This window comes from Phenylobacterium ferrooxidans (assembly GCF_042714595.1).
Taxonomy (GTDB): Bacteria; Pseudomonadota; Alphaproteobacteria; order Caulobacterales; family Caulobacteraceae; genus Phenylobacterium; species Phenylobacterium ferrooxidans.
In genome coordinates this window covers 1-25,807 of the sequence record NZ_JAOTJD010000013.1, presented here as the reverse complement: position 1 = coordinate 25,807, position 25,807 = coordinate 1, and the positions used below count along the sequence as shown (strand labels likewise).

At 63.2% G+C, this 25,807-nt stretch carries 19 protein-coding genes and 1 tRNA gene; 8 read left to right on the top strand and 12 right to left on the bottom strand.

The genetic code is table 11. The features are described 5' to 3' along the window. Positions 1-76 precede the first annotated feature (76 nt). Positions 77-640 carry a thermonuclease family protein gene (locus OCL97_RS08565; protein WP_377369344.1) on the top strand — a complete coding sequence of 188 codons (564 nt, stop codon included), beginning with the start codon at positions 77-79 and terminating at the stop codon, positions 638-640. Here the strand turns inward: OCL97_RS08565 and OCL97_RS08560 are convergent. Then, complete coding sequence (locus OCL97_RS08560) at positions 637-2,304, bottom strand: DnaJ domain-containing protein (RefSeq protein ID WP_377369342.1); 1,668 nt, start codon at positions 2,302-2,304, stop codon at positions 637-639. The two genes, OCL97_RS08565 and OCL97_RS08560, sit on opposite strands and share 4 nt — an antisense overlap. Before the next feature lie 900 nt (positions 2,305-3,204). On the opposite strand from OCL97_RS08560, the gene OCL97_RS08555 reads away from it, so the two are divergent. Next, positions 3,205-3,429: a helix-turn-helix domain-containing protein gene (locus OCL97_RS08555; RefSeq protein WP_377369340.1), complete on the top strand. Its 225-nt coding sequence runs from the start codon at positions 3,205-3,207 to the stop codon at positions 3,427-3,429. 218 nt (positions 3,430-3,647) lie between these two features. On the opposite strand, the gene OCL97_RS08550 is transcribed toward OCL97_RS08555, so the two are convergent. The 4 genes from OCL97_RS08550 to OCL97_RS08535 form a co-directional block, all read right to left on the bottom strand. Then, complete coding sequence (locus OCL97_RS08550) at positions 3,648-4,616, bottom strand: PGN_0703 family putative restriction endonuclease (protein WP_377369338.1); 969 nt, start codon at positions 4,614-4,616, stop codon at positions 3,648-3,650. 469 nt (positions 4,617-5,085) lie between these two features. After that, positions 5,086-6,372, bottom strand: a complete 1,287-nt coding sequence (locus OCL97_RS08545; protein WP_377369336.1) for a hypothetical protein — start codon at positions 6,370-6,372, stop codon at positions 5,086-5,088. A 219-nt stretch (positions 6,373-6,591) separates the two neighbouring features. Further along, complete coding sequence (locus OCL97_RS08540) at positions 6,592-7,002, bottom strand: DUF2958 domain-containing protein (RefSeq protein ID WP_377369334.1); 411 nt, start codon at positions 7,000-7,002, stop codon at positions 6,592-6,594. Between the two features lie 195 nt (positions 7,003-7,197). Beyond that, the gene (locus tag OCL97_RS08535) at positions 7,198-7,557 is read right to left on the bottom strand and encodes a DUF2958 domain-containing protein (RefSeq protein ID WP_377369332.1); all 360 of its coding nucleotides are present in this window, start codon (positions 7,555-7,557) and stop codon (positions 7,198-7,200) included. Between the two features lie 584 nt (positions 7,558-8,141). Between OCL97_RS08535 and OCL97_RS08530 the strand changes: the two genes are divergently transcribed. The 4 genes from OCL97_RS08530 to OCL97_RS08515 all read left to right on the top strand — a co-directional run bounded on the left by OCL97_RS08530 (position 8,142) and on the right by OCL97_RS08515 (position 10,927). After that, positions 8,142-9,143 carry a hypothetical protein gene (locus OCL97_RS08530; protein ID WP_377369330.1) on the top strand — a complete coding sequence of 334 codons (1,002 nt, stop codon included), beginning with the start codon at positions 8,142-8,144 and terminating at the stop codon, positions 9,141-9,143. A gap of 137 nt (positions 9,144-9,280) precedes the next feature. Then, positions 9,281-9,853, top strand: coding sequence for a hypothetical protein (locus OCL97_RS08525; protein WP_377369328.1), 573 nt, complete (start codon positions 9,281-9,283; stop codon positions 9,851-9,853). Continuing rightward, positions 9,840-10,040, top strand: coding sequence for a hypothetical protein (locus tag OCL97_RS08520; protein ID WP_377369326.1), 201 nt, complete (start codon positions 9,840-9,842; stop codon positions 10,038-10,040). Before OCL97_RS08525 ends, OCL97_RS08520 begins: the two co-directional genes overlap by 14 nt. Next, positions 10,040-10,927 (top strand): hypothetical protein, encoded by an 888-nt coding sequence (locus tag OCL97_RS08515; RefSeq protein WP_377369324.1) that lies wholly within the window; start codon positions 10,040-10,042, stop codon positions 10,925-10,927. Before OCL97_RS08520 ends, OCL97_RS08515 begins: the two co-directional genes overlap by 1 nt. 577 nt (positions 10,928-11,504) lie before the next feature. On the opposite strand, the gene OCL97_RS08510 is transcribed toward OCL97_RS08515, so the two are convergent. From OCL97_RS08510 to OCL97_RS08480, 7 genes are all read right to left on the bottom strand, one after another. Beyond that, on the bottom strand, positions 11,505-13,271 hold the full coding sequence (locus OCL97_RS08510; protein ID WP_377369322.1) for an ATP-binding protein: 1,767 nt from the start codon (positions 13,269-13,271) through the stop codon (positions 11,505-11,507). Further along, on the bottom strand, positions 13,268-14,530 hold the full coding sequence (locus OCL97_RS08505; protein WP_377369320.1) for an SIR2 family protein: 1,263 nt from the start codon (positions 14,528-14,530) through the stop codon (positions 13,268-13,270). The genes OCL97_RS08510 and OCL97_RS08505 overlap by 4 nt, the downstream gene beginning before the upstream one ends. A 222-nt stretch (positions 14,531-14,752) precedes the next feature. Next, a complete protein-coding gene (locus tag OCL97_RS08500) occupies positions 14,753-16,465 on the bottom strand; it encodes an RNA-directed DNA polymerase (RefSeq protein ID WP_377369318.1) in 1,713 nt (570 codons plus the stop codon). Between the two features lie 272 nt (positions 16,466-16,737). After that, positions 16,738-20,544: a CHAT domain-containing protein gene (locus OCL97_RS08495; RefSeq protein WP_377369316.1), complete on the bottom strand. Its 3,807-nt coding sequence runs from the start codon at positions 20,542-20,544 to the stop codon at positions 16,738-16,740. Between the two features lie 425 nt (positions 20,545-20,969). After that, entirely contained in the window at positions 20,970-22,562 is a 1,593-nt protein-coding gene (locus OCL97_RS08490; RefSeq protein ID WP_377369314.1) for an ATP-binding protein, read from the bottom strand. 391 nt (positions 22,563-22,953) lie between these two features. Continuing rightward, on the bottom strand, positions 22,954-23,889 hold the full coding sequence (locus OCL97_RS08485; RefSeq protein WP_377369312.1) for a hypothetical protein: 936 nt from the start codon (positions 23,887-23,889) through the stop codon (positions 22,954-22,956). 343 nt (positions 23,890-24,232) lie between these two features. Continuing rightward, a tRNA-Thr gene (locus tag OCL97_RS08480) sits at positions 24,233-24,308 on the bottom strand. A 129-nt stretch (positions 24,309-24,437) separates the two neighbouring features. Here OCL97_RS08480 and OCL97_RS08475 point away from each other — a divergent pair. Beyond that, positions 24,438-24,950: an SRPBCC family protein gene (locus OCL97_RS08475; protein WP_377369310.1), complete on the top strand. Its 513-nt coding sequence runs from the start codon at positions 24,438-24,440 to the stop codon at positions 24,948-24,950. Between the two features lie 350 nt (positions 24,951-25,300). Beyond that, the coding region (locus tag OCL97_RS08470; protein ID WP_377369308.1) for an amidase family protein at positions 25,301-25,807 on the top strand (507 nt) is incomplete at its 3' end.

Sequence of the window (25,807 nt, the reverse complement as noted above, 5' to 3'; positions counted from 1 at the left end):
TGCTCAAACGGCCTTATTGAGAGCGGGCAATCCTTTGACAGATGGCGGGCCCAAGGGCCGGTGGAGCCCGGCATGGTTGGCTCTGGTCGTCGTCATTCTCTTTTCGGTGGAGCCGGGGGCGTCCGTTGCTCGTCCCTCGATGCAGTGGTCTGGACAGGTCGTGGGGATTTCGGACGGCGACACGATCACCGTCCTCACCGACAATAAGCAGCCGATCAAAGTTCGGCTGACGGAGATCGACGCCCCGGAGAAGCGCCAGCCTTGGGGTGCGAAATCCAAGCAGCTCCTTTCGGATCTCGTCTATTCCAAACGCGTCCGCGTTCAGGAGAACGGCCAAGATCGCTACGGGCGGACCCTTGGGCGCGTCTACCTAGGCGATCTTGATGTGAGCGCCGAAATGATCCGCCGTGGCGGGGCGTGGGCCTATCGCAAGTATCTCACCGATCCGTCCCTGCTGGTTGTGGAGGGTCGCGCCAAGGCTGCGAAGAGGGGCCTTTGGTCACTGCCTGAAGGCCAACGACAGCCGCCCTGGGAGTGGCGGCGACGGGGCCGCATGAGCGGCCAGTCCGGTGGACCAGATGCGACACGGATGGCTCAAGCTCGCCGTGGCGCCCCCGCCAATGAGATCCGCGCTGCCTAGGGCGTTTCGCCTGCCAGAGCCTTCAGCTGCCGTATGCGCTCAAGGTACATGCCATAGATGCTATCGGGGTCGGGTGGGGCATTGTTGCGCTGCTCAATGAAGCGGATTTGTGCCGCTCTGAGCACAGCTGGGGCGGTGCTGAACGCCATGGCGCGCGTGTAGATTCTGGCCAACTCTCGGTCGGCCGCTGACAATTCAGACGTGCCGCAGATGAGTTTCAAATTTGCGCTGGAAACCCGTGAACAGTCAAAGCTCGGCCCTGCGGCGTTTGCCGGCGCAACATACATCGGGCTCATGTAGCCCTGAGCGCCGAGAAAAGCCCGCAGCGCCTCTGGATAGGTCGGGAAGGTGACTTCTGATCCTGTGGGGCAAGTTCCCTGTCCGATGGGTAGTCGGCAGCCGGTGGGGTTGATCCAGTCGCTTTGCGGGTCGTAAGACGCCAGCATAATCGGCCAAGCCCAGTCAGACTTCCCGACGCGCGAGGCGGCAGCCACGAAGGCAGCGCAGGCTCCGTTCTCCCGCTTGGCGCATTCGGCCTGCGCCTGGGACATGTAGCGCTCATATTGTTTGCGGAAGCCCTTTCCGCCCGAGACATCCTGCAGCTCACCATTGTGGAGTTCGGAATACAATGGGGGCGCCCAGCTCATGGCGTAGGCCGTGAAAGCGTACAGGAAACTCCCATCGAGGAGCTCGAATTCCGGGCGGCCATTTCCATCTCGGTCGGTTGGAAACGTCCCAATTTCCGATCCGTCCTGCACAGCGACCTGTATCGTCTTCCAGGTCCCATCGATGTAGTCCAGGACCCTGACGGTCACGCAGCAGTGCGCGCCCCCTGAGAAGGTCGTGAAAATGACCTCAGGTGTCGGCGTGCCCATGTCGACATCGCCCACTGCGAACTCAGCCGCAGCGTGGTCGAACGCTGCGAGTTCGGTCAGTTCGATCGCGGGTCCTTCCGGCCCGCGAATATTGAGCACGGTGAGGCGATCGGTGCCTTGGGTCCGGCCTGAAAGCGTAATGACCACTCCGTCTATGGCGAAGACGGTGGTCCCCGGCGTCTCCTGCTCGTCCCACTCGATCATCTGACCCGCCGGCCTGACGAGTGCTCCGGCGGGTGGCGAAGCAAGAGCTAGCCCCCCGGTACTGCGCTGCGGCGCCTGCAAACCGGTGCCTGAATCCAGGCCGCGACGGCCGTCCAACGTCAGGAGCAACGCGACCACCGCGACGGCGAGCAGGGACAGGCTGATGGCAAGCATGGCGCCTTGCCGGCGCCCCCTCATCACCTCGCTGGGTTGCGAGTTTGAGCTGAGACCCTCACCATCTGCGAGCCCATCACTGGGCGGAGGAGTATCCGCAGTATCAGCAGGCAGAGTCTCTGCTGCCTTTTCGCCATCTGCAGGCTCTGCGGCGCTGGCAGTCGAAACTAGGCGACGCCTGTTCCTGCGGTCGCGGCGCAGCCTGTCGTACTCAGCCCGTTTTCGACGATCGCCTAAGACCTCGTAGGCTTCATTGATATCCAACCATTTCTTGTCGGCCTTGATCGTTGGCTCTGTCGTGGTGTCGGGGTGATAGCGCTGGGCCAGTGCGCGATAGGCTGCCTTGATGACAACTTCTTCTGACTGCGCGCTGACGCCCAACAGACGATAGTAGTCTCGATCTTCGCGCATCGCGGCCCCTCTAGTTCTAGCTAGTCTTTAGAGACCTGCTTGATGGCACAAGCTCTCATAGGCCCGGGCGTGCGCCGGCCGATCGGAGTGGATCACCCCTTGGGAATTTGAACTCAGCGCCAAGGGGGGGTGTTTTTCCAACACCAAATTTCTGGCCACGGGGTGATGATCCGCTTGTAGGCAGCGAGCCATTTCCGGAGTTGGTGCGGAAGGCTCAGCGAGGGGCTTTGCTAGCTGTGAAGCAGACTCCGGCAGCGAGGGGGCAAACTGACCTCTCCCCGCAAGCAAGCTTCTGTTCCTGGCCCTTTGAGGCCTGTGCCAGGCCCTATGGTCTTGGGGTCAGTATTGGTCAGACCCAATGTCCACGGCAGGAGACTTCTGAACATTCGTCGCCAGCGATGCCTTATCCTTCGCCGGGAATAGACCTTCTATCGAGCGGGTGAATACGTAAGGCATTACGACCCATGCTACGGCCATTGCCGCGGCGGCGGCTTGCTGTGGCGCGCTTCCAGCGTTGTTCAGGTCGCTTGCAAACGTCAGCAGGCTAAAGGCGGAAATAAGAGCCGTCGCTCCCCAGCAGATTCGAACCATCATTTGAATTTGTCCCCCTAAGGAGCACCCATCTTGCCGCAACCTGCTGCTCAGACAAGGAGCTCAGCAACTGGGAGAAGGTTAGCTCCCAAGCCCGTCTCCTACGTCTGCTCGTGCCGCTCGCCGAAAACAACCGACGGCGCCGAACGACCGGACCCGCTCACTGAGAATGCGTCTGCGCGCACCAGTCCGGTGGTTCGGCTCCGTCACTGCTTTCTCGTCGTGGCTCACTCGCACCCTCCCATTACACAGCTAAAAGCTACTGATAGTCTGTAGATATAAAGTCATCATCGCCCGAACGATCGGGCCATGGCTGGTGAGTTTGCGGGGACCCTCAGGGTGGTGGTGGCGGCCAATGTCCGCCGTCTGCGCAAGGCCCAAGGATTCAGCCAGGAAGCCTTCGCCGACGCCTGCGGGCTCCATCGCACCTATGTTGGGGCGATCGAGCGCGCAGAGCGCAATCTATCGATCGACAACATCGAGAGGGTGGCCAAGGCGCTCGGGGTGAACGGCTGGGAGTTGCTGCACCCCTAGCGGCCCACCTCAGGAAGGCTGCGACGTCCGATCATCGTAATGACCGCCGCAACCTTGGCCCCGTCGGTGCAAAGGCTGGCGACCTCGTCCATCCGAATAAGCGCCTTGGCCCGACTGGCCTCCTCAGCTGCAGCCTCCAAGAGGCTTTGAAGAACGCTGAGGAGAGCTTCCTGAGTGACCTTGGCTCGACCAGCCGGGAGTACGCGCATGGGTGGCCCCTAGATCAGCTCGTGGACGGGGCCGAAGTCGCAGTAGCGCTTATCAAGCGCGTCGGCGAACTCGGCTGCGCCGGCGGCCCGGATATGACCGAGCATGTCCTCCAGGGTCAGGGTGTCGAAGGCGCAGAGATTGTCGCCCGCGGCCAGGTGCCCGTTATACTGAGCGCAGGCCCGCTGGACCGGATCATTGAGCTTAGGCGCCAGGCAGACGAAGACGCCGCGGTCATACATCCGGTTGGAGATCAGGCACTGGGCCAGCATGTGCTCGCGCCAAAGCTGCTGGACGGGGTTTCCCCGAAGCTTCGGATCGTTCGGATCACGATAGAGACCACAGCTCGCCGACAGCTCATCGTAGCGCGGGCGGCCCTTGGCCTCCGGTTCGACCATGGCCTCGGAGTATTTCACCTCGATGGCGACGAAGGTCTTGGCGCCATCGGCGTCACGGCAGGAAAGGAAGGCGTCAAAGGCCGTGCCGTCGGCCGTGAAGGCCAGATCGCCGCGGCCCGGGGAGTGTTCGAACTGGATGTGGCAGATCTCATCGACGAGCTCAGGCCAGAGCGTGCGCGCCACCTGATGGGCCAGGTCGGGGTTGAGCTTCAGACCACCGATGAGGTTGAAGGTCAGCGGCATGGACGAAAGCATGTTGGACCAGACGCGGTGCTCATCGATCATCGCCCCGGGTTCGCGATAGGCCATTTCCCGGCGGGCGAGCCGTCGAATGTCGGCGCTGAGGAAGTTGGCGCCTCCCGCTGAGGCGAGCGCGCTGAGGCGGCTGCCGAGGGGCTTCTTGCGGCCCTTTCCATTGACGTAGAAGCCCATGGGTATGCCTTGCCGTTCGCGCCACAGCGACTGCAGAAGGCGGGCAGCCGAGCGGAACCGCGTGTCGAAGGGCTCATGAACCTTGTGCTGACGAAGGATGGTCTCCGGCACGAGGGGGAGGCGGTCGGGGTAGGCGATTTCCAGCTGCATCTGAGCTCCTGTGGTGGTGCAGGAGCTTCGAAGGCGGAGACGAGAAATTGCGACCAGGGCTCGGTCTAGACAGGACCTACACCGTGATCGGCCCGCTGCGCACGCGTGTTCAGGGGGTTCGGTGGAGGTCCGCGACGGCGTCGTAGCAGGCGCCGCAAATAGCCCTTGGCTTCAGTAGCCGAAGTGCGGCGCCTCGCCATCCGCCACCCGCGACGCGCCGTGCATTACAGGCGCTGCAGCAGGCATCAGGCCTCGGTTCTTCGACTGTTGGGGCCTTGTGGTGGAAGCCCAGAGGCAAACCATGGGCCCTTGTGGCAACCTGCTGGCAGACGAAGGTCGCGACCTGGGAACCGTGGTTGCTGCAGACAAGGAACTGGGGAGATTGGACTCGCATGCCGCCGGCGGTCATGCGTTTCAAAACACAAGCCAACGGGTTACATACTCGTCGATCGCCGGACTGAGCGAGGCCTCAGCAACTCGGCAGGTCGTCGTCTCTAATCCCCTCTTTGGCAAACTCGCTTCCATTGAAGTTCAAACGAAGTCGGCCTGAGAATACGCCCGAATACGAGACCTCAAGTGTCTGGTCGTCTACCCGCGTCAAGGTGGTCGCCAAACGATCACGCTCCCCCTCGCCGCTATAAGCCGAGAGGTAGCTTGTCGTAATTGGACCGTTTGGCGTGAGCACAATCAGATCGGTTGTGCTGGCACCGCAGCCTTGGAGGTAGAACCCGCCAGTTACCTCAACGACAGGGAAGGCCAGGAGGTCGGCTCGCAGCTTCAGGCCTGAGGTGGTTCCTCCAGAGCCAGACGAAACAAGGGCTGGCCACGCTCCGATGGACTGCGGCGTGCCGTCACTGCCCTGGCCGAAGTAGTGGACAGCCACCACCGCCGGCTGGCCTTCAGCAGCTTCCTCGGCCGGGATCTCGGCCAGGGATACAAGAGCGAACGTGTGGTCAGCGACGAGGACCGCGAACTCCGGATGCGCTTGGTAGGCCCCGTTGCCTATGAGAACAGGCGCTGGTGCAGCTGCGCCATAGGCCAGCTGGAAGAGGGCGTCTCGCGCGGATGCCGGGATTTGCACCACAGTCGTCACGGGTGGTCCAGGCGCCGGACCAGCGGTGGGTTCCTGGGATACAGTGGGGACCGGCGACGTGGTATTGACCGCAAGTGCGGAAGGCGCCGCAGCCCGGAAGAAGTAGGATGCAAACCCTACGCAGAGCACGAAGCAAACGCCGAAGCACGCCACGATAGGCGCCCCCCACGTTCGGACGCGATGGCTGGGCCCAGACGGCGGGCCGAGTTTTCGCGCCGCAAGCGCAGCTTCGAGGCCGGCCAACGTTAGAAACACACTCGCCGTGAGCCAATAGCGCCCTCCGGCGCGGTGCAGGAAGCCACCCAGGTCGAAGGCCAGGAAGCAGCCAGCCGCAAGGAGGATCAAACCGGTTGCAGACCTGGGGGAGGCGACGAGGCGCGAGCAAACCCACAGAAGCGCCAAGGCTCCGCCGAAAGTGAACGCCAGGAATATAGCCTTACCCTCGCCGGTCAGGCCTGCGATCCGCTCTGGCTCTGCAATCGCCATGAACCCCCACCACGCCAGACGACTGACCGCGTACAGCGCGGGGAGGGCCGCGATCTTCACCAAGTCGCCTCTGCGGATAAGCTCAGGGGCGTGGGGGAGGAGGGTCGGCGAAACCATTTCATCGACCGCCGACACAGGTTCTTCAGGCGCGTTGGCGCCGTCATCAATTTTGGTCATAGATCGCTCTCCCCCGTGCGCATGCTACTTATCGTCTGTCTCCTGATAGTCATCAATCCCTGAGCTTCGCCATATCGCGAACGAGATGAGCGTTGGCAGAGGCTCCTGTGGTGGTGCGGGAGGTTCTGAGATGGCGACGAAGAGTTGCGACCCTCGACAGGCCCGAGTGTCCGGCCTGACCTTCCCGACCTGGCGAGCGCCGATGCGGCACGACGAAGTTCAGTTCAGGTCAGTCCGATCGGTCGCTCCGTCGTCAAGGTATGAGGCCAGGCTCATCTTGGGTCTGAAGGCCAGGTCACGCTGGACCGCGAGGCCTCGGTCCTGTGCGAACCTCTCGATCTCCGTCAGACGAATCCAGCCCAGACGACGGTGACCGCGCGCGGCGCTCAATCCAAAGAAGAAGTCGGGATCGTCTGGGTCGGCTTCCGATAAGAGCCAGAAGCCGCGGGCGCCGCAGAGCGAAATCCGGACGAAGGGATGCAGGTCCACGAGGTGGTCAAACCGGCCAAGGGTCCTCTGCAGGAGATAATTCGCGACAAGACGGGCGCGGAGCCGCGGCGGCATTGGTTCGATCATGATGAAGCTTCGGTCGCCCGCCTGCAAAATTGATGGCGAAGTGCTGCGGTCCAAAGGAAGGGCAGGGTGAGAGGATTGGCGCCTATGCTGGAGCTGGCGTGGGGGAGTTGGTGAAAGTTGACGAGCAGCATTGCGAGATGAAGAGGTGATCGAGCGCGATCGCCGTGAGCCCGGTCCATTGTGCGGCTCGGGAGGTGGGTGAGGTTCTAAGGCTTGGGCGTGCGCGCATGACGGTCGTCCGAGGAAGACTCAGACCAGGAGATAGCCGAGCTTGCGGGCGACCCGCGCATAAACGGAGAGGGGCATCGTCGCATTCCAATGAAGGTCACGCTCCACAGGCAGGCCCATCCTGCCGCGTAGATGGATGATCTCACGAAGGCTGACATACCCGAGCTCAGGCGACCCCAGGCCGAGGTCGCAAAGCCCGAAAGCCGTATCCTGGTCAGCAGGGTCGAGTTCAGTGAGGAGCCAGGTGCAGGAGGCGTCCGGAGTGAACAGCTTCACGACGGGATGAAGATCGAGCTCGTGCGCTGTTCCTCTTAGTGGCCGCTGCCGACGCGCGTTGTCGCCGAGGGCATGAAGGGTCGGGAGGTCAAGGAGAGGCTGCATTGTCCAGCTTCAATGAAGCCGGCGTGAAGTTGATGGACCAGCGAGGGGGGGAGGCGCGACGGGGGCTCATCCTGCCGGCCCAGGATGTGGGGGGTGGTAGCAGCAGGTGGTGGGGGGAGGGGGAATGGGAAGGGGAAGGCGAAGGGGAAGGCGAAGGGAAGGGTAGGCGGGGGAGGGGAGGCAGAGCGCCGGGGGGGTAAGTAATAATAGAGTTTTGCTAGCCTTTTCACTATCCGGCCCTTCTCGGGCAGAGTTGAGCGAGGCGCTGCCTGCCTACAGCGCCGCAGCGGACGATCGACGCCACGCACCAGGGGGCGACTCCTTGGTCGACCTGTCATTGAAAACCAAAAGCCAAGAAGGTCCCATATTATATTGAAATATAAGAAGAAATGACCGACCAGTGTCACTGGTGAGCGATTTTTCTCCGCGAGAATGGCACGGGTCGGTCCTTCGCCTGCCGCCGCAAAACCGTCGTGACACTGGAGCTGACTCGCAAGTAATTTTGGCTCGGCAAATGGCCCACGCAGTCTTGCAGAGCTTCGTCTTACAACGCAGCCGATGGGCGCAGCCGGAAGGGAAACGTCGTGGGGTATCAGACGCGGAACGATGAGGATGTGTTCCTGGAGGATTTCCGACCTGACAATGACGGCGTCGGGCGGGAATGGATCACGGACGTCCAATCGGAGATGGCTCAGTTCACTGTTGTGCGCGAACTTGGGCCGCCGGGAGTCTATCCGAGCGCTTTTCATCCGGAGGCATTCCAAGCCGAAGCGGAGGTTCGCGATGAAGCCTGTGATGCGATCTGGCGGGACCTAGGGGAAAGCCCAAAGACGGTTGAGGCGCGATATCTCCGTGCGTGGGAAGGCCTCGTACTGGAAGAGAGGTCCATGCTGCAGCCCATGTCTGTGCCCGATCTGTTGGCCGCCGCAAAGTGCCCGTCATGGACGCTAGCTGAAGCCCCGGCCGTCTTACTGGGCTGGCGGCCGACCCCGGAACTCCTGGGTTGGGCAATCGCCAATGCGCCCGTCTCACGCCCCGCCGAGGAACTGAACCTCCTGGCATCCGAGCTTTGGCAGGCTTTTCAAGCGGGCGAATTCAACCACGCCCTTGTGGAAGAGCCGCTCGCCAAGAGCGATGCGGGTCCGCCTTTTGAATCGGCCAACGGCGGTTACCTGATCAGGCCAGACGTTCTGGCTCTATGGGCATGGGAGCACGGGTTCTTCGTTCATCGGCTCGTCAGGCGTTATCTCTTGGCGCCAGACTACGAGTACTCGCATCAGGCGCTCAGGGCTGCCATAGGAAAGGTGGGGCGCCTCGAGAAGAGAGCGAAGGACGCCGAAAACAAGGCGAAGTCAGCTGGAAAGCGGGATTGGGAGAAACACATATTGGTGTTTTCGGTTATCTTACGGGCTCTTGAGAGTAGCAATAAAAAGCTTTCCGTGGAGGCCGTTAGGGGTCAACTAGACCTTCAGGGTGGAGACGTTTCCGCGCAGGTCATCAAGAATTACTTTAACGAAGCGAGGGAGGCTATGAAAGTCCTCCGGCAGAAGACCGAGCAAGAACATGCGTCGAGGCCCCTTCGGTAGCGGAAGTTTTGCCGGTCCTCCTCAGGCGCGGCCGCGAGGTGTGCGGCCGGCTCACCTCTGTCCAAACACGCTTGCTACTGTCCCAGCCCGCGAAGTGGATGCGCTATGTGGAATGCCCCTTTAACGGAGGCATTCCGATGGAAGCCAAATCTTCTCCTACTCCCACCCACGAATCCGGCGACGAAGTCCCGGGCGGCTCCGGCCTTCCGTTCGCAAGTCGTATTGCGATCGCCAGCCAAACCGGTGCTGTGCCCATCCCTGCCATCGCTGGCGGTCCGATGGAGGTCGAGCAAGCCCTCGACGGAACGCAAGATCACACCTTGACGCTGCGCCTCGGCATTGACCTTCCGCCTCAGGGCAAAGTCTTCAGGTATGTCGCCCCCACCCTGGAAGATCTTGAGGCGATCCAGGATAAGGGTGACCTGGCGGTCGCCCTGAACTGCGTGCGCCTGCGTGCCGTCTGCCCGCGTACGCGCGCCTTGCTCGAGCGCGTCAAGGACGAGGGCATCCTGGGCGCAGCTGCTTACATGGCCGGCGTCGGTCCGCCGCCGGAGGCCCCCCGCGACAAGCTCAAGGCGCGCAAGCGTCCCAAGTTCGCCAAGGTGAACTGGCCGAATGTGTTCTCGACCGCCGAGTCCGTTCCGACCCTGATGGCCGATCCGCCCCAGGCGATCGCAACGTCGCTGGAGGACAACAATGCCGAAGGTTAAGGATGATGGCGCCGTCGAGCGCGACCGCCTTCGCGCGGAGCCTGGTTCGGCAGGTCAGATCTGGCGTACGGTCTTCGGTCAGAACGAGGCTGAGTTTGCTGCGATGATGGAGTGGGAGGAGGCCAATGAACAATCCCGCGCCCCGCAACGCCTGATCCGTAAGTACCGCCCGGGCCGCAAAGCTTAATGAAGACTTCGGATATGTGGACGGCGGCTGAAAGGCCGCCGTCCCGTTTCGTTTCGGAGGCTGAGTTCGCCGCAGTTACTTCCGCCGCCGATTTTGCCTGGGAACACGGGCTATATTTCAACACCCACCTCACCATCAACTGGGCGCTACTGGGCGCCCCCGGAGCTGAAGACGCCCAAACGGAACTTACCGCCTTCCTGAAGTGTCAGCGGGAGTGGTTTCATAGTCAGGGCCTGCCGCAGGCTTGGGTGTATTCCCATGAATGTGGCCGCAAGCATGGCCTTCACTCCCACTTCGCCATCGCCGTGCCGGGCGCCGTCGAGGGCGGGCCAGAGCGCAACTTCCGCCGAGAATTTCGGCAGTGGGCCATGGGCTGGCCCCAGCGGCGGCTTGGCCGTCGGGCGGCCAGGTCGATAAGGGTCCGGGGCCCGGCCGTCGAGACGCCCTGGCTGCATTGGCTTCTGGTCCACTACCTGCTCAAGGGCTACGACCGCAGCGCTATCGTCCAGTCGGCACGAAGTTCACCTGACGGCATGCCCGTCCTTCTCGGCGACCTCATATCGGCGGAATGGCGCGACCCTGGCCCGGTGGCGATGAAGAGCCGTGTCGGCGTATCACGCAGCCTTGGACCTGAACGCCGCGCTGCCGGCGCCATCCCAGGTTTCAGGTCGCCCCGCGGCCCCGTGATCGTGGATCCATTTCGAAACCTCCGCCAGCCTCATGCGACGCCGACACGTGAACCCTTCCGGTCCCGCTATGAAGATGGCGTCCGCGACGTTCGGGGACTCTATCCTGCGGAATACCTCGATCGCATCCGCAACCTGCCCGCATTAGACCCCCTGGAAGACATCGATATTGAAGCGTTTCTGGCCGGCCTCGACGTCTAGGGCGGATGAGCGAAGGCCGCCTCGGGGTCCAGAGCGGGTGCGGGTGCGGTTCAACTGAGCGCTAACACCCGACATCGCGTTCGATGCGCATTGGACAGTCAGCCTACGTCCCGCTGGTCTCCGCTTCCAGCGAGGCTCTTACGTCCCGCCGAATGGCGAACGATGTGGACCATAGTGGCTGGAGGGAGGTCGTCGGCGCCTAACCCGGGCTTCAGAGCGTCCGGACGGCGACATGGCGAATGACCGAGTTGGGCTCGTAGCTGAAGTTGAAAGGGCCTGCTTCGGGCGATCATCTGATCGCGCCGTTGAAGGCGCGTTACTGGACTCGGAAAATGCCAGGGAGGCATGGCTCCAAGAACAGGGCACCTGCTTGGAGGCTAGGGCGCGTATTCACCTTCGAACGTCAGCAAGTGGTCGGCATCAAGCCGCTTGGACGGGATAGATCATCAACGTCCACATGCCCGCAGGCGAGCCCCGCTTCCTGAACACCGAAGTCTAGCAGAGGGAGGGCGGGTTATGGTCCAGCGCATCCATGCGTTCGATCCGCTCTTGGACCGTGCATAGCGCCTCGACTGCGCTATTCCTCCGCCGGAGCTTCAGCCTCGCCGGCTGTCTGAGCGGCCTGCGCCTGAGCCGCCTGGGAGGCAGCGTCGCGCCGCGATTTCCAGAAGGCCTGGTAGGATGGCCCCCGGGAATCCGGTGGGCTGGTCGGCGGGTGGATGAACACAGGCAGTGGGGCCGGGAGGTCCGGGCCGATGATGATCGCTTCGCCCGGCCCCAGCATCGGAATGAACTGCGCCGCCCCACGGTCGAGGTCGCCGCAGGCGCTCTCGACGGTGTCGCGGTCCTGCTTGTTGGTGAGTCGATGAACGAACAGGGTCCCGAGCTGGCTCAGGACGTCGTGCGGGATGTCGCGGGGCCGTTGCGTGGCGAGCACGCACGTTAGCCCGTATTTGCGGCCTTCCTTTGCAATTAGGCCGAAGGAGTCAAGCTGCGTGCTGCCGTATTCGTCGCCGACCGTCTGGCCCAGGAACTGATGCGCTTCGTCGAGGAACACCACCAGCGGCCGTTCCCGGAACGCGCCCTGGCGGGCCAAACCCAGCAGGTGGCGGCCGATGATGTTGAGCAGGATCTCGCGTGTGTTGTGCTCCAACCTAACTTCGCGAAAGGAGATAACCGCCACATCCTTCGTCGGGTCGGCCAGGAAGGCAGCCAGCTCCTCAACGAGCGAAGCCCCATTTGTTTGAAAGAGGCATTGCAGCTCAGGCGAGTTTATCTGGGTTGCGATGCGAGAGACCAGCGTCTCGCAATATCCTCCGGTCGCAGGATCGAGTTTGCCGAAATTCTGCGGCTGCTCGAAATCCGACGAATGAACGCACTCGGCTTTGATCTGGTCTGCCAGCTTGGAGATGTCGAAGTCGCAGAACGGCGAGTGGATCACGTCTGCACTGGCTGCGATTGCCGTGTAAAATGGGGTGCGCGGCTTCAATCTTTTTGCGACCAAGCCTTGGACAAAGGTGACGCCTGCGGGCGCTACGCCTGCGAGCGCTTCGACAAGCTTCAGGCTCTTGATCGCCTCGCGGAGTTTGGGACCCTGGCTCTGCCCGGACGGCCGAAAGAGCGAGAACAGGTCGTCCTCCGTGACCTTCCGATACGGGAAGTGCACCAGCTTGTGGCCAGCGGCCGCCTCGAACACGAAGACCTGGTCCACCGGGTCGATGTCGACGAATTCACCGGTAGGATCGAGCAGGATCGCCTTGCCGCCCGCGCCCTTGAGCTCCTGGATGAGGGTCGCCAAGGTCCAACTTTTGCCGCCCCCGGTGGCTCCGAAGATTCCGGCATGCCGCCCAAAGACCTTCTCCGGCGGCAGGCAGATGTCGACGCCGTCGGCCGCATCGATCCGGCCGACGCTGAGCGTCACGTCGCCCTTGTGGGTGACGGCGTTACGGATGAGCTGCGCGAGCAAACGCGGATCGGCTAGGTGCACGCTGTCGCCGATGCGCGGGAAGGCGGGGATCCCGCGCCGCAGTTCATCGGAGCCCTGCTCAACGGCCGCTAGGAGTTGGACCCGGCCGATCGGGTTGGGGTCAGGCGTCTCGCCCAGTCGCGGCTCGACGCTGAGGCGCTCGCCATCAGGAATCCTCGTCTCGATAACGCGGCCCAATAGCTTCACGCGTTCGCAGTCGATGAAGACGAAGTCGCCCACGGCACCGCGCGACAGTCCGCGCCGCTCAGGACGCGCCGTGGCGTTCGGAAAGTTCACCTGGACCTGGGAGGCCGTGACCTCCGTCACGGTCCCGAGGTAGAGGCCAGGGTCGACGGGGCTGGGGAGACGGCTGGTCACTGTGCGGGCTCGTCGCGCAGCGAACGAACCCGCGCGATGTGGCGTTCCCGGTCAGTCTCACCGACTAGGTCGGGGAGGGCCTTGGCCATGTCGCTGAAGCGGCCATTCAGCAGGTGGACCCTTGGGTCCCCGCCCTTCGCGAGTCGATAGAAGGCCGTGAGATAGGGATTTTGGGTCTTCAGCTCGGCCTCGATCACGTGCTCGTCGATCGCAAGATCCTCGGCGGCGAGGAACGCGGGATCGCAGACCACCAAGCGCATCGACATATTGGCTTCCATCGCCGCTAGGATTGGGCGGCTGAGATGGTCATCGTTGAAGCCAAACCCCGAGACGATCAGCGCCGTATCGGGCTCGCGAAGCGACGCCTGAAGCGCCCCAATCATGTCGAGGTAGGGTGCCTCGAAGGACTCTTGGTACTTGCTGGATCGGGGGTAAATCAGGACTGGGTCGCCCTTCGGCCCCTTGGACCGGTAGATCTCGCTGTCGATCCGCCGCCAATCCACCGAGCCGTGCAGCTTGTACAGTTGGAAGACGTTTTCGATGTAGTCCGGAGCGTCCTTGCCTTGCTCGCGGCGAACGATGTCCAAGTCGAAGTTCGCGCGGTCGTACGTCTGGTCGAGCGCGTGCGAGAAGCCGTCGATGATTGTGAAGCGGTGGCGGCGCGCGGCCTCTTCGAAGCACAGGTCGTAGTTGGTGGTGAAGAATCTCGCCCGGGGCTTTCGCATGCCGCGCCGGCCAATTTTTTGGATGACTGTGGCGTGGGCGTTCAAGCCAGTGCTGGCGTCGACAAAATCGACCTTGGCCAGGATCGCATCTTCCGCGTCCTTCACGAACGCGGCGACGGCCTTGGTTTCCTGGGTTTCGGAGGTCTGGTTGAGCTCTAGGTAGAGCTTGCAAAGCGTCAGGAGCTTTTCAATGTTGCCGTTGACGGGAGCGTTGGGGAACAGCGCGCAGATCGTCTCGAATGTGCCGTCGCCGACCTTTGCCTTCACTGCGGTCCAGAGGTCGCTCATGCCGACGGGCTGGGGTTTGTCAGCGCCGTTCTTGGCCGCGAGCGACGAGCCGCTGCCGGTTAGAACCAGAAGGTTCGTGGCGTTGAGCGCGTTCAAGAACGCGCTTTCGATCAGACGCTTGGCGCCGGCAGCTTCGAGCTTGCCGTCCTCGTCGCTGAGCTTGTCGGCGTGGCGCTTCCAGCCCTCGCCCGGCACGAAAAGGCGAAGATGCGCTTCGTCCGCAGGGTCGTTCGCCCAATCGGGCATAGGATGTGCCTCTCTCCAAGGACGCCGAACAACCTTAAGTGCAACTGAAAGGAGTGAATAGCCGATGTCTTGCCCTGCAGCGGCGCGAGGACGACGGACATGCATCTAGGTCGGCGTGGGCGACGTGCTGAGGTCTGGAATTGGCGCGCTGGCCTGTAATTCCAGTGGCTACGTGACGGATCAGCGAGTTCGATAGCCTGAAAGCCGCGCGCGCCTGATCGGTCAGTAGCCGCCGTCGTCAAACCCGAAGACGTCGTCGTCCTCATCGTCGTCGGCGTCGAAGATGTCGTCAAAGTCGCCTTCGGAGCCGTCCTCGATCGCGTCCCGCAGGCGCTCCAGCCTAGCGTTGGTCTGCCGCAGGCCACGCAGCGTTTCAGCTAGCGAGGTGAAGCCAAGATCGATGTCCAGGAATCGAACCTTCTTGTCCCGCAGCAGCGAAAAGTACTGGTCGTCCGCGATGAAATCGTCAGCTACGCCTGGCAGGAAACCTTGGGTCACGGCCTCATAAGCGTAGAGCCACATAGGCCCACGCAGACCGCTGCCGTTGAGCGACCGGTCCCAGGTGGAACGGTCGATCTTACCTTGGACCAGGCCACGAGCTTCTAAGCATACGACCAGCAGGGCAACGAGAGCGTTTTCTATGCCGAACAAGCTCGCCAGTCGTCGTGCCGACAGGATGATGCGCAGCCGGATTGCCAGGAAGAGGAGCCAGACCAGTTCGCCTGTGCGACTGCTGCGCGCCAGGACATCGATGCGGTTCTCGAGGAACTCGCCGAGGTCAGGCTTGACGACGTCGGCGTGGGCAACCTGCCGCAGGAGGCAAAGCTCGACCAGCAGGGAAACCAAGCTGGGATTGCGTCGATAAGCGCTGATCAAGTTGGCCTGGATCGGCACCCAATCCGTGGCGGCAACGAGTGACTGACGCGCGTTGAGCAACCCGAATTTCTCGATGTTCGTGTCGACGTGATCACTGCAGAGACGGCCAAGCTCATAGAAGAACTGCATGAGGGCCGTCGTCTCGACGTCGCCGCCGCGCTGCGCCGGCCGCGGTATGCGGGCGCGGACCGCTGCCTGCCAGCCGCTCATCTGGCGCGCCGACGTCGGGACAATCGCGCTCTTTTCGCTGTTGAGCTCGAGCTCGAAGGCCGACACTGAGGCCCGCAACTGGGCCAGGAGTTCCTCGCCCGACAGACCCTTGGCGCTGCTGAGCGTGTAATCATCGATGTACCGCGACGCGTCGCGCCTTCGAAGTTTCAAGCGCTTCTGCAGTGGCACATCGATAGCGGAGGCGACGACTTCGGCGATGAGGCGCGAGGTGTCCGGCCCAACCGGCAGCCCGATGGTCTGGCCGGCCTGGGCGTTGCGGCACAGAAGGTCGATGACGTTGCCGAAGTGATTCAACCCGCGGTTTTGCTTGGCGAATTCCTTCTCATGAACGGCCCAGGCGATCGCGTGAGTGTAGATCGAGTGAAAAAACGCGCGGACGTCCGCGGCGACATAAATCTCGCGCCGAGCAGCGAGCTCGACGCGAAAATCATCACGGATGCTGACGTTATCCCGCGCGAGCGCCCGCGGCCCGCTCCAATCGAACACGAGCGGTGAGCGCGACAGCCTGGAGGCGCGCGCGACCTTGCGCAGCGCGACGTAGTGGTCTGCCAGCACCCGCGATAGCACGAGGTGGGCGATGGGGTTGGGGATCCCGTGACGGCGGTCGTCCTTCCCGAAACGCGGGAAATAGAACCAGGTCGGCTCGGAGATGTAGCGGTAGTGCGCAGGATTGCCCTGTTTCGTCAGGGGCATCTGGTCGATGCTCGCAAGGATCGCCTTGCTGTGCCGGGCCAGATCGATCGAGGTGAAGCAAGGCGGAAGTTCGGGCGCGAAGTAACCGTGCGAGACCAATCGCTCACGTCGTTCGCGTTTTGTGCCGATGTGCATTTGGCCTCTGGCCTCCCCCGGCACCATTGAGGCCGGTGCGCGGCGGATTTGCAATCCAGGGAACACTAGAAGACGCCACCCGACGGCAAGATCGGCTCCCTGGACCTGCATCACTTAGGAGATCGCGCGGAGAGGGGAAACGCTCGCACCTTGTCGTGCAGTCAGGCCGCGGATCGGGGGGCATCGGCCGGGCATGGTACACTCGATGTCTGCTTCCAGGCATCGAACCAATGTCAGCTCCTGGCGCCACAACGACCCCGTCTAGACACAGTTCATCGGGGGGCGCGCGTCACCGGGCGACACACCAAAGGATCGCCATAGACATGGAGCGCATGTCGCGCGCTGGCCAAGCCCCGGGTCGTCTCATTGGCGTACGCGTTGGCGTCTATCACCGGCATGCCTTGGTTCCAGGCTTCCAGGAATGCCGGCAACCACATCGCCGGAACATCCCCTCCCAGGGACCACGGCGAGCCGATCACGGCCGAGCATCCTCGATCCAGCAGGTGACGCGCCAACCCTAGGCCTGCCTGGGCTCCAGGCTCGAGGTCGATCCGCGCGCCGCTGCAAACAAACAAGATCGCGACCTTGGCGCCCGCCAGGCCATGGGCGAGGCGATTGGCGGCCATCACCTGACCGACCTCGTCGGACAGGCCCCGGAAAAACCGTTCCTCAAGCGCGCCCAGCCCTCCATGGGCACCGATAATCGCCAGTTCCGCGTTCACCAGGTCGGGCGGCATGGCCGCGTCCCGCGTCAGGCCGATCCCCTCGCGGGCCAGCAGCGCAGTCAGGTCGTTGGCGACCCGAGGCAGTAGGCTGTCCTCGGCCGCGCCGACGGTGGGAATCCAGCAGTGCGACGGGCCGACCGGCCGATCTCGCTGCGAGGCAGCCGCAGCCAACCAAGTCAAGGATGGGGCCGCGGCCATGGCGCGCCGTTCCCCCGCGAAGACGCCGTCGACCGACAACAGGTTCACAGGTAGGTCCGACAGGCGCGCGTCCGGCACGACCACGACCCTCTGGGGTGGCAGATCCGTCACGGCCAACCCCGCCATACTTTCGTCGAACGCGCGAATGACCTCGAACGCGTCCGGGCGGCTGCCATCGGGTCGGGTGTCGTCCAGATGCGCGTAGGCCGCTGGAAAAGCCTCGCGCCATACGATCAGTCGATCTTCAGAAAACAGCGCCGCAGCCTCGCGCACGGGAGGCCGCACCTCGCCATCCACCACGTCGATCCGCACCAGCCGGCCGCTTTCATCGAGGCCCAGCAGGGTCACGCCGAGGCCTGTCGTGGAGATCGACGTGGCCGTCGCCAGCACCAAGTCTGGTGAAGTGGGCAGCGACGCCGGCGTTTCCAGACCGAACTCGTCGCGCTCTAGAAGACCGTGGTCGGCAAGGAGCTGGACGGCATAGGCCGCCCCTTGGGCGTCGAGCGGCTCCAGGGCCAGGTAGCGACGGGTAAGGGCCACGAGCTGTGAGATGTCCTGGACCAGGTTTCGGCCATATCGCACCCCAGCCAGTTCGCTTGCTTGCTCGGCCAGTGTCCCGACGGTCGGATCATCCAGGAACCGGCCCAGCCGGGCGACGGCGCCGGGCGCCATCTTGTCCATTAACGCCGCGGCGACCGCGTCGGCGTCCTGTGGAAGCTCGACGCCGCGTTGACGGCCCAGACGCAGCATCTGGGACAGGATTGCCAGGATGGGTCCGGGTTCGTCTTCAACTTCCAAAACCGCGCGGCCATTGGCGACCGCGCTGACCAACAACCGTCGCAACGCTTCGGCGTTGGGCGGGCTCTGGCGCATGAGCTCCATCTGGTCGACCTGCAAGCGCAAGGTGTCCAAGCGCGCGCCGTAGTCGGCGGTCCGTTGAAGGGCCCCGAGAATGCCGTCCCCTCGATCGATCATGCCACGCGCGATGCCGGGCTCGGCAAGGTCGCGGAAGACGCGGGCCAGGTCGAGCGTCTCGTGCCAGGCCTCGGTCAAGGTGATAGGCACCTCGACTGACAGTGCCGCCGAGAACGCTTGGGCAGCCTCATAGGGGTCACCCGCCAAGCGGTGCACCTCACCATAAGCGGACCATGCGAGGCGCCGCCGCCGGGGCGACGTCCCAGCGGCCTGCAGCGCCGTCTCGATCAAGTCCCGGGCCTGTTGTAGCCGTCCGGCCCGGGCCAGCTGGCTGGCGGCCAACTTCAAGGCGGCGATGTCGAGGTCTTGGTCGGGTCCCTCAACGTAGGATGCGAAGCCACAGACGATCCCGACATAGCGTAGGAAACCCTCGTCCTCCTCGGGTGGTCCAAGCAGTCGCCCATGTGTCTCGATCGTCGATACCAATTCCCAGAGAAGACCGCCATGGAACGAGATTGGAACCAAGTTTTCGGGGCAGCGCGATTGCCCGATCAGCAACGCGGTCTCGGCAGAAATCCAGGCTTCGCCCGCCACTTGGAAGGCGTCGGCTTCCTGCTCGGTGAAGGGAGGGCGTACCGGCTCCGCGAGACTGGTGTCTGGGGCCACGCGCGCGCGCCGGACCAGCGCATTGCGCAGCACCACTCGCCCCATCAACCCGCTTTCCTCAGTCGACAGCAGGTTGCCTATCTCGCCTCTCAGGGATGTGCTGGACGGAACCTCTCCAAGGCGAACCAGGGCAAGTTCGGTGGTCTCCGCCAAGACGCCCAAGACCGCGTTGGGATCGACCGAATAGTCGGCCAACAACAGTTCCCGCGTCGCGCCGATCAGCCACCCCAGATCGCCACCAGGCACGTCGGCCGGATGGTCCAGCAGCAAACGCGCAGCCTGAAGCCGGAATCCCTGGCGCCCTGCATCGACGACACACGCCCTCAGCGCGTCGCCTATACGAGCTGAATCTGTCTCGGCGGTGGCGGCTAGCACGCGCTCGTAGTCAGGGCGAGCATGATCGATCTGTCCCACCAGGTCTCGGTAGAACGCCGCGTGGGCTTGCTGGCCCGCGGCGTCCAGGTGATTGGCGGCGGCTTGAAGGTCCCCATCGCGGAGCGCCGCAGCCAGCCTATGGTCCATCAGGGCCACCGATCTTGGAAAGAGCTCGGCTAACCTGGCCACGCCTTGGCTAGCGAGCACCTCGTGGTCCAAATGATCGGCGAGCTCTAGCGCGCCTTCCAAGACCTCAAGAGTCTCCGCCCGATCGATAGCTTGGGTGAGGAATTCCGCCGCCAAGGCGCTCTGCTGGGCGCGATGCGCCAAGCGGGCGACTTGCAGCGCTGCGTCGCCGGTTGGGGGCACGCCGCCTTCTCGCGCCAGACGCAACTCCTCGGCGGCGGGGCCGATCATGCCGGCCTCCAGATAGATCGCCGCCTTGGACGCGGCGCGGGCCGCGGGGCCATGCGGCAGAGTGTCGACTAGGGCCAAGGCCTCGCCGAACCGACGCTCCGCGGTCAAGGCCTCGATGCGACGAGCCAAGGTGCGCAACTCCACTTCGGGATTGTCTTGCAGGATCCCGGACATGACCGAGCAGTCATCATCCGCCTCCAGCAGCATGCGCGTGCCTTCGAAGTCTTCGACCATGCCTTGCCCAGTGTCGATTAGAACGAACCCTTCGTTCAGCCGGGCTGCGGCGCAGGCCTGCCGGGCAAGCTCGGCGACATTGGCGGCCCAGATACGCTCAGAGGGTCCCGTGACGGCCACGCCGCGATAACGGGCGGCATGGGGGATGATCATCGCGATGTTGCGCTCGCCAGTCCCTGGAAGCGCGGCGATCACGTCGGCAACGTCCAGGGTCGCGGCTTCTAGGGCCTCGACCTGCTCGCGGAATGCCGCCACGGCGTTGTTCGCCGAGCCCGCGTCGATGCGTGCGCGAAGCACGGTTTCCCCCGCCGTGTGCAGTTCGGCGATCCCGGGACTGCCCGGCGGCATCAAGACCCGAACCTTGCGATAGAGCCGGCGGCCCTCGACCGTGCAGAAGAGGAGGATCGAGGCTGCCTCAGCGACCCTATCAATGTCGGCCGGCCCTACGCACCAGATCGTCGCGCCGTTGGGCTCCGGCGCTTGCGCGCTGAAGGCCGTTTCCGGTGTGAAACGCCCTGCGTTAGTCCCTTCCGGCGCAACATTGGTCATGTGTTCAACTCCTGGACCAAGCGCGCGAAACGTCCGGTCTCGGCAAGGCCTGTCTTCGTGTCTGGCATAGCGGCTTTCCTTTCCGCGCGTTCAGAAGACCTTCCTCCGAGCCTTCAGAGCTGGGCCGCCGCTGTTAGCGGGCTTTCATTTAGCATCCGCAATCATACCTCGGTCACATCAGGAAATGGCCGGCGCATGGACCTCTTCACGCCCGTCTCGGCGTCTCGCGGCGAAGGTCGCAAGGTCCAGAACGTCTGCTTCTGGGCTCGAAGCTAGTTTCTGCAACTGGCGCTGAGCCGACTCCGGGCGATCGGCTGCGCCAGCCTCGGCCAAGGGTGGCAAGCGGAAGTGGCGCAGGAGGTGTGAAGCTCAACTCCAAGCACAGGCGATCGCGCTGATTCCCGTTTCCGTGGGTTTCAGCCAGCTCAGATTTGTACCCCGAAAAGGGTTTTCAGGACCCTGCTAACGACCAGGCGATAATTCGCAACATCGCTGGTGGTGACATCGACGGTCGCGCGTTCATGAACCAGCTTGTTGCGAATGCCGTAATAGTGCTCGCAGAGCCGGAAGACCTCGTCTGGGATTGAAACTTTCGCTTTGATCTCGTTGAGGACCAAATATCGGCGCGCGAAGATCTGGGTTAGCTTCGTCTGGTCGTAGGTTCGCGGCGGGAAGAGGCTGTCCTCGTGGACGATGAACTCCTTCAACGCGATCTCGAAAGTGCTGTCGAGCAAGATCAATGCGATCCGGTTTCCGGTCTCTAGCTTCTGTCGGCCGATCGCATCCACGGCGCCAAAGGCCTCGACCATTCCCAGCGTCCAAGGCTTAGTTTGCAGGACCGTCTTGTTGCGCGCCTTCAACTTTTCGATCTGAGATTTGTTCAGCTTAGGCAGCGGCGGGAGGACTATCCGGCCAGCGCTCGTCACCTCTTCGGGGTCGATATGTTGGACCGCCCCATCGTCATATTTGAAGACGCCGTCTTCGCGGTCATTCTTCAGGTGCCGCGAGATTTTGCTGAACCGGCTAACGAGCTGGATGAGGCTCGGCCTTATGCAAAGGTAAGCCTCGTGCCCGAAGTCGATCTGGCTCTTGCTGCTATTCCACGGCATCAGCCGGGCTGGGCCGTTCAGCTCGACGATGACCCTGCAGAGCGAGGCGTCTGGGTGAGGAACACCGGCCTCAGTAGAGACAAAATAGCCAACGTCGCGAGTCTTCAGCTCTTTCGCGACGAGGCGACCGTTGAGGTAAAAATAGACCCCGTAGTTTCCCTCCGCCGCGTCGCGGTCCCGAATCAGACCGGCTGTGATCTTGGCCTGTATCGGCTTGGGATGACCGAGATCGCAGCTGAGCGCGACACGTACGGGCTCGAAGCCAGGGGGATAGGCCCAAGTGTCAAATCCCAGCGGCGCGATGGGCGCGCCGTTCACCTCGATTGTGCAATCCGCGCCGAGGAAGCCCTTATAGACTTCGGCTAGGTGTTGGCGCACTGCCTCTACGCCATCCACGCTGATGGGCTTGCGAAGCTGGGCGATGACGACCTGGGTGGCGTTGGGCTCGAAGTCTGGGATCTGGTAGGCCGGCATCTCCCAGCCGCCGTCCGCAAGCCAGTCTTTAGTGATGTTGATCTCGAAGCTCTCGCCCTTGCTATGGCGGGTCTTGATCTCAACGTACTCACCAAGGGCGACGCCGGCCCGCTTGCTACCGACGCCGAAGAGACCGATGACCTCGGCCTCGGGGTCGTTGGCGCTGCCACCTGGCGTAACGAGAAGGTCGAGGCTATCGCGCGGCACGCCACCGGCGTTGTCCCGAACCGTGATGGTTTGCTGTTGAACATTGAGATCGACCAGCACAGTCAATGGACGTTTCCGCTCGCCGCGGTTCCAAAGATCTATGGCATTGTCGACGAGCTCGCAGACGCCGGTGAGCAGGCCGTAGTCACTTATGATCGACCAGAACATCCGCTTTACCGGTGTCCCGTTGATTGGCGCGATCTCGGTTTTTCTATCGACTGAGGCCATTCGTCCCCCGGCGTGTGCACCGACGGCGCAGGGCTCAACCAAGACTTACAGGTAATGTCGTTTAATACTTAAGGGGGAGCTTAGCCGCTGGCAAGGTTGAGGCCTAAGTCGGCTTTCATGCCGCGTAGCCGAACAGGACCGAACAGGCTTCGGACGCAGTGCGATGCTCCAAGAAGCGGACCTCCTCGAGATCGCCTATGGGGCGAAGTCAGACCTACCGGGCCATGGCGCGTCAACGTCCGCCTCCGAACCTCAAGCCAAGTTCCGGAATTGGCGCAGAGGCGACGGCCTGCGCCGGGCCGGCCGAACGCCCGCGGTGGGTGGAAGTCTCACATCCCCGGAACGCCCGTTTGCGGTGCCGTTTGAGCGGCCGCATTGGATGCCACGCCTGTCAGGTACTGCGTTTGGTCCGTCCCATGAGTTGAACGTAATCGGGTATCATCAGCTCACCATCGTCGTCGTCCTGCCAAAACGGTGGAACTCCGTACTCTGCGGCGAGGCGGGTGAGTGACGTATCCCCGGCGGTCGTGATCTCCAGTTTCTGGAGGACGCCCCCAACGGTCTCGTTTGCGTCGTGCAATATCCGTTCAATGACGCTCTCCTCGACCTGTTTTCGAATGGCGTTCTCGCTACGTTGGGATTCGAGCTCGACTTCGAATGCGCTGACCACATCCGCCGGCATACCAAGGCCGTTCTTGTGTCGTCGGACTGCCCGCTGGATGAGTTCAACTTCGTCCGCCACGAAGGTCGCTTCCTCACCCGAAACGAGGAAGGTGTCATCGGTGAACGCATCACCCCCCTGGCTGAAGCCCTCGGAGCCGCCCCAGCGCACCTTCACCCAAAATGGAGTGCTCCCATCCCACCCGAAGAGGTAGAATGTCAGGCTGACGCTGTCTCTCTGCCGATGGTCACGGAAATAGCTCTGGACGAGCTTTCCAAACCAAGACGCCACATGAGCAGGTTTTGGCTGTGGGCGCCCGGAGACCGCCAGCAGGTTGGTGAGCAGTCTCTGCGCGTGCGCAACGATGCTCAAAGCTTCGATGACACCCTTGCCTGAGAAGGCGAGGCCGATCCGCCCAGTGCTGTAACGATCGCCGAGGACGCCAATCTCGTTCTCGATCCGCCCGTAGGCGTTCGCCTCAAGAACAAACAGCTTGGGTGTCAGGTCCGAGATCGTGAAGCGGTTTGCTTGATCGTCCTTTGCTGAAATCCTCATGTCCGCGAGCGCCGTGATCCGGCGCGTGCCGCCGCTTCGATCCAGCCAAGCGCAAATCAAAGTCAAAGCGGCCTCCAGGCTCGTGACCAAAAAGTTGGTGTGGTGAGACATCCGAGTAGAGCACCGACCTATCGGTGGCCACGACAATGGTGTCCGTCCGCTTCTTGCAGGCCATGCGAGGGTGTGGCGGCTGGACGTCCGCTTCTTGGCCCCAAGCTAATGTCCGCTACTGGCGCTATGCGGACGCTGCGTTGGCCGGGGGAGGGGCGAACTGTTTCACAGCAAAGCCGCATTCCATCGCTCTGTTCGGGCCTTTGGAGGGGCGAACTGGCTTCGGGACAATTTCGGGACTCTTGTCCCGAAATGCCCTGTTTTCTCCCGAAGTCGCCCCCAATCGCACTCATCGACGCCGCCCCGAGAGAGGGTATTTATTGCTAGAATTCAATAAGATAGGTGGTGCCGGATACAGGACTCGAACCCGTGACCTTCGGTTTACAAAACCGCTGCTCTACCAGCTGAGCTAATCCGGCGTCTGGTGGCCCGCTCGGGCCGACCCTCCTTAGCCGTTTCGGCCGCTGCGGGGCAACGGCTTCCGGTCTTGACCTGAGTCAACGAGCGCGGCCGACGCGCCGCCTAGTCTGCCGGTCAGGAGGTGACCCATGGCGGATCCGGAACTCGGCCCCACGACCTTTGGACGCGAAGGCGCGATGGTGACGGCCAGTCTCACGCGCTGGCTTGAGGCGTCTCCCGACGAGGTGTGGGCGGCCCTGTCCACGCCTGAGCGGCTGGTGCAGTGGCTGGCGCCGGGAAGCATCGACCTTCGGGTCGGCGGCGTGGTGCGTCTCGACTTCGGCGACAGCGGCATCGTCATCGACAGCGCGGTGACGGCTGTGACGCCGCTTGAGCGGCTGGAATATTCCTGGAGCGGGCCCTCCGATCCGTCCCGCCCGATCCGCTGGCGGCTCGAGCCCCGGGATGGCGGCGTCGAGCTGACCCTTACCCTGATCCTGCCGCCGGATGACGATGTCGGACGATCGGCCGCCGGCTGGGCGGCGCATCTGGAAATGCTGGCCTGCGCCCTGGCTGGGGCGCCCATCGCCTTCCCGTTTGAACGGTTCAAGGCGACGCGGGAGGTCTATCGCGGCCAGGTCGCCTCGCAAGCCAGCGCCTGACGCCCACGGAAAAGGCGCTTCCGACCGAGCCAGAAGCGCCTACCTGTCCCCCGGCAGGTCGACGGTCGCTCCGCAGGAGCGCCGGTCCCGAAACCTGCACGGGTTATGTCGGAGTCTCGCGGACTTCGCAAATCGACGTCTTGCCGCGGGGAGAAAGAGAAAGCCCCGGCGCTCCTGAAAAGGAGCCCGGGGCCAGGGCGACGGCTCAAGTCGGGGGGGCGATTTGCCGTCGCCCCCTATCAATTCGCCGGACGGAAGAGTGTTCCAAAGAAAAATGCTCCAGACGCGAATTTCTGTCTCGTCCCGATTGGGCCCTCTGTGATCCTCTGTCGCAAACAGGGAGAACGGCCATGAAGTTCGAGGAATATCGCCGGCACGACGCCGTGGGCCTGGCCGGACTGGTGAGCAAGGGCGAGGTTTCCGCCGCCGAACTGCTCGACACCGCCCTGGAGCGGATGGCTCAGGTCAATCCGGCGCTCAACGCCGTCACCCTGGAGCTCGCGGACTTCGGACGGAAGGAAGCCGCTGACAAGCCCACCGGCGCGCTGGCCGGCGTGCCCTATCTGCTGAAGGACCTGGGCGCCCTGTTGGAGGGCACAGTCACCTCGTCGGGCTCGGCCCTGCTGAAGGACAATGTCGCGGCCGCCGACAGCGCCATCACCAAGGCCTATCGCGACGCGGGCCTGGTGATCTTCGGCAAGACCAACACCCCGGAGTTCGGTCTGCTGCCGGTCACCGAGAGCACCTTCCTGGGGCCCTGCCGTAATCCCTGGGATGTTTCGCGCACACCCGGCGGCTCCTCGGGCGGGGCGGCCGCGGCGGTCGCGGCCGGGATCGTGCCCGCGGCCCACGCCAGC

Coding starts and splice junctions, on each gene's coding strand:
- OCL97_RS08560 (WP_377369342.1), bottom strand. CDS start 2,304: ATGCGCGAAGATCGAGACTACTATCGTCTGTTGGGCGTCAGCGCGCAG.
- OCL97_RS08555 (WP_377369340.1), top strand. CDS start 3,205: ATGGCTGGTGAGTTTGCGGGGACCCTCAGGGTGGTGGTGGCGGCCAAT.
- OCL97_RS08550 (WP_377369338.1), bottom strand. CDS start 4,616: ATGCAGCTGGAAATCGCCTACCCCGACCGCCTCCCCCTCGTGCCGGAG.
- OCL97_RS08545 (WP_377369336.1), bottom strand. CDS start 6,372: ATGACCAAAATTGATGACGGCGCCAACGCGCCTGAAGAACCTGTGTCG.
- OCL97_RS08535 (WP_377369332.1), bottom strand. CDS start 7,557: ATGCAGCCTCTCCTTGACCTCCCGACCCTTCATGCCCTCGGCGACAAC.
- OCL97_RS08525 (WP_377369328.1), top strand. CDS start 9,281: ATGGAAGCCAAATCTTCTCCTACTCCCACCCACGAATCCGGCGACGAA.
- OCL97_RS08520 (WP_377369326.1), top strand. CDS start 9,840: ATGCCGAAGGTTAAGGATGATGGCGCCGTCGAGCGCGACCGCCTTCGC.
- OCL97_RS08515 (WP_377369324.1), top strand. CDS start 10,040: ATGAAGACTTCGGATATGTGGACGGCGGCTGAAAGGCCGCCGTCCCGT.
- OCL97_RS08505 (WP_377369320.1), bottom strand. CDS start 14,530: ATGCCCGATTGGGCGAACGACCCTGCGGACGAAGCGCATCTTCGCCTT.
- OCL97_RS08500 (WP_377369318.1), bottom strand. CDS start 16,465: ATGCACATCGGCACAAAACGCGAACGACGTGAGCGATTGGTCTCGCAC.
- OCL97_RS08495 (WP_377369316.1), bottom strand. CDS start 20,544: ATGACCAATGTTGCGCCGGAAGGGACTAACGCAGGGCGTTTCACACCG.
- OCL97_RS08490 (WP_377369314.1), bottom strand. CDS start 22,562: ATGGCCTCAGTCGATAGAAAAACCGAGATCGCGCCAATCAACGGGACA.
- OCL97_RS08485 (WP_377369312.1), bottom strand. CDS start 23,889: ATGTCTCACCACACCAACTTTTTGGTCACGAGCCTGGAGGCCGCTTTG.
- OCL97_RS08475 (WP_377369310.1), top strand. CDS start 24,438: ATGGCGGATCCGGAACTCGGCCCCACGACCTTTGGACGCGAAGGCGCG.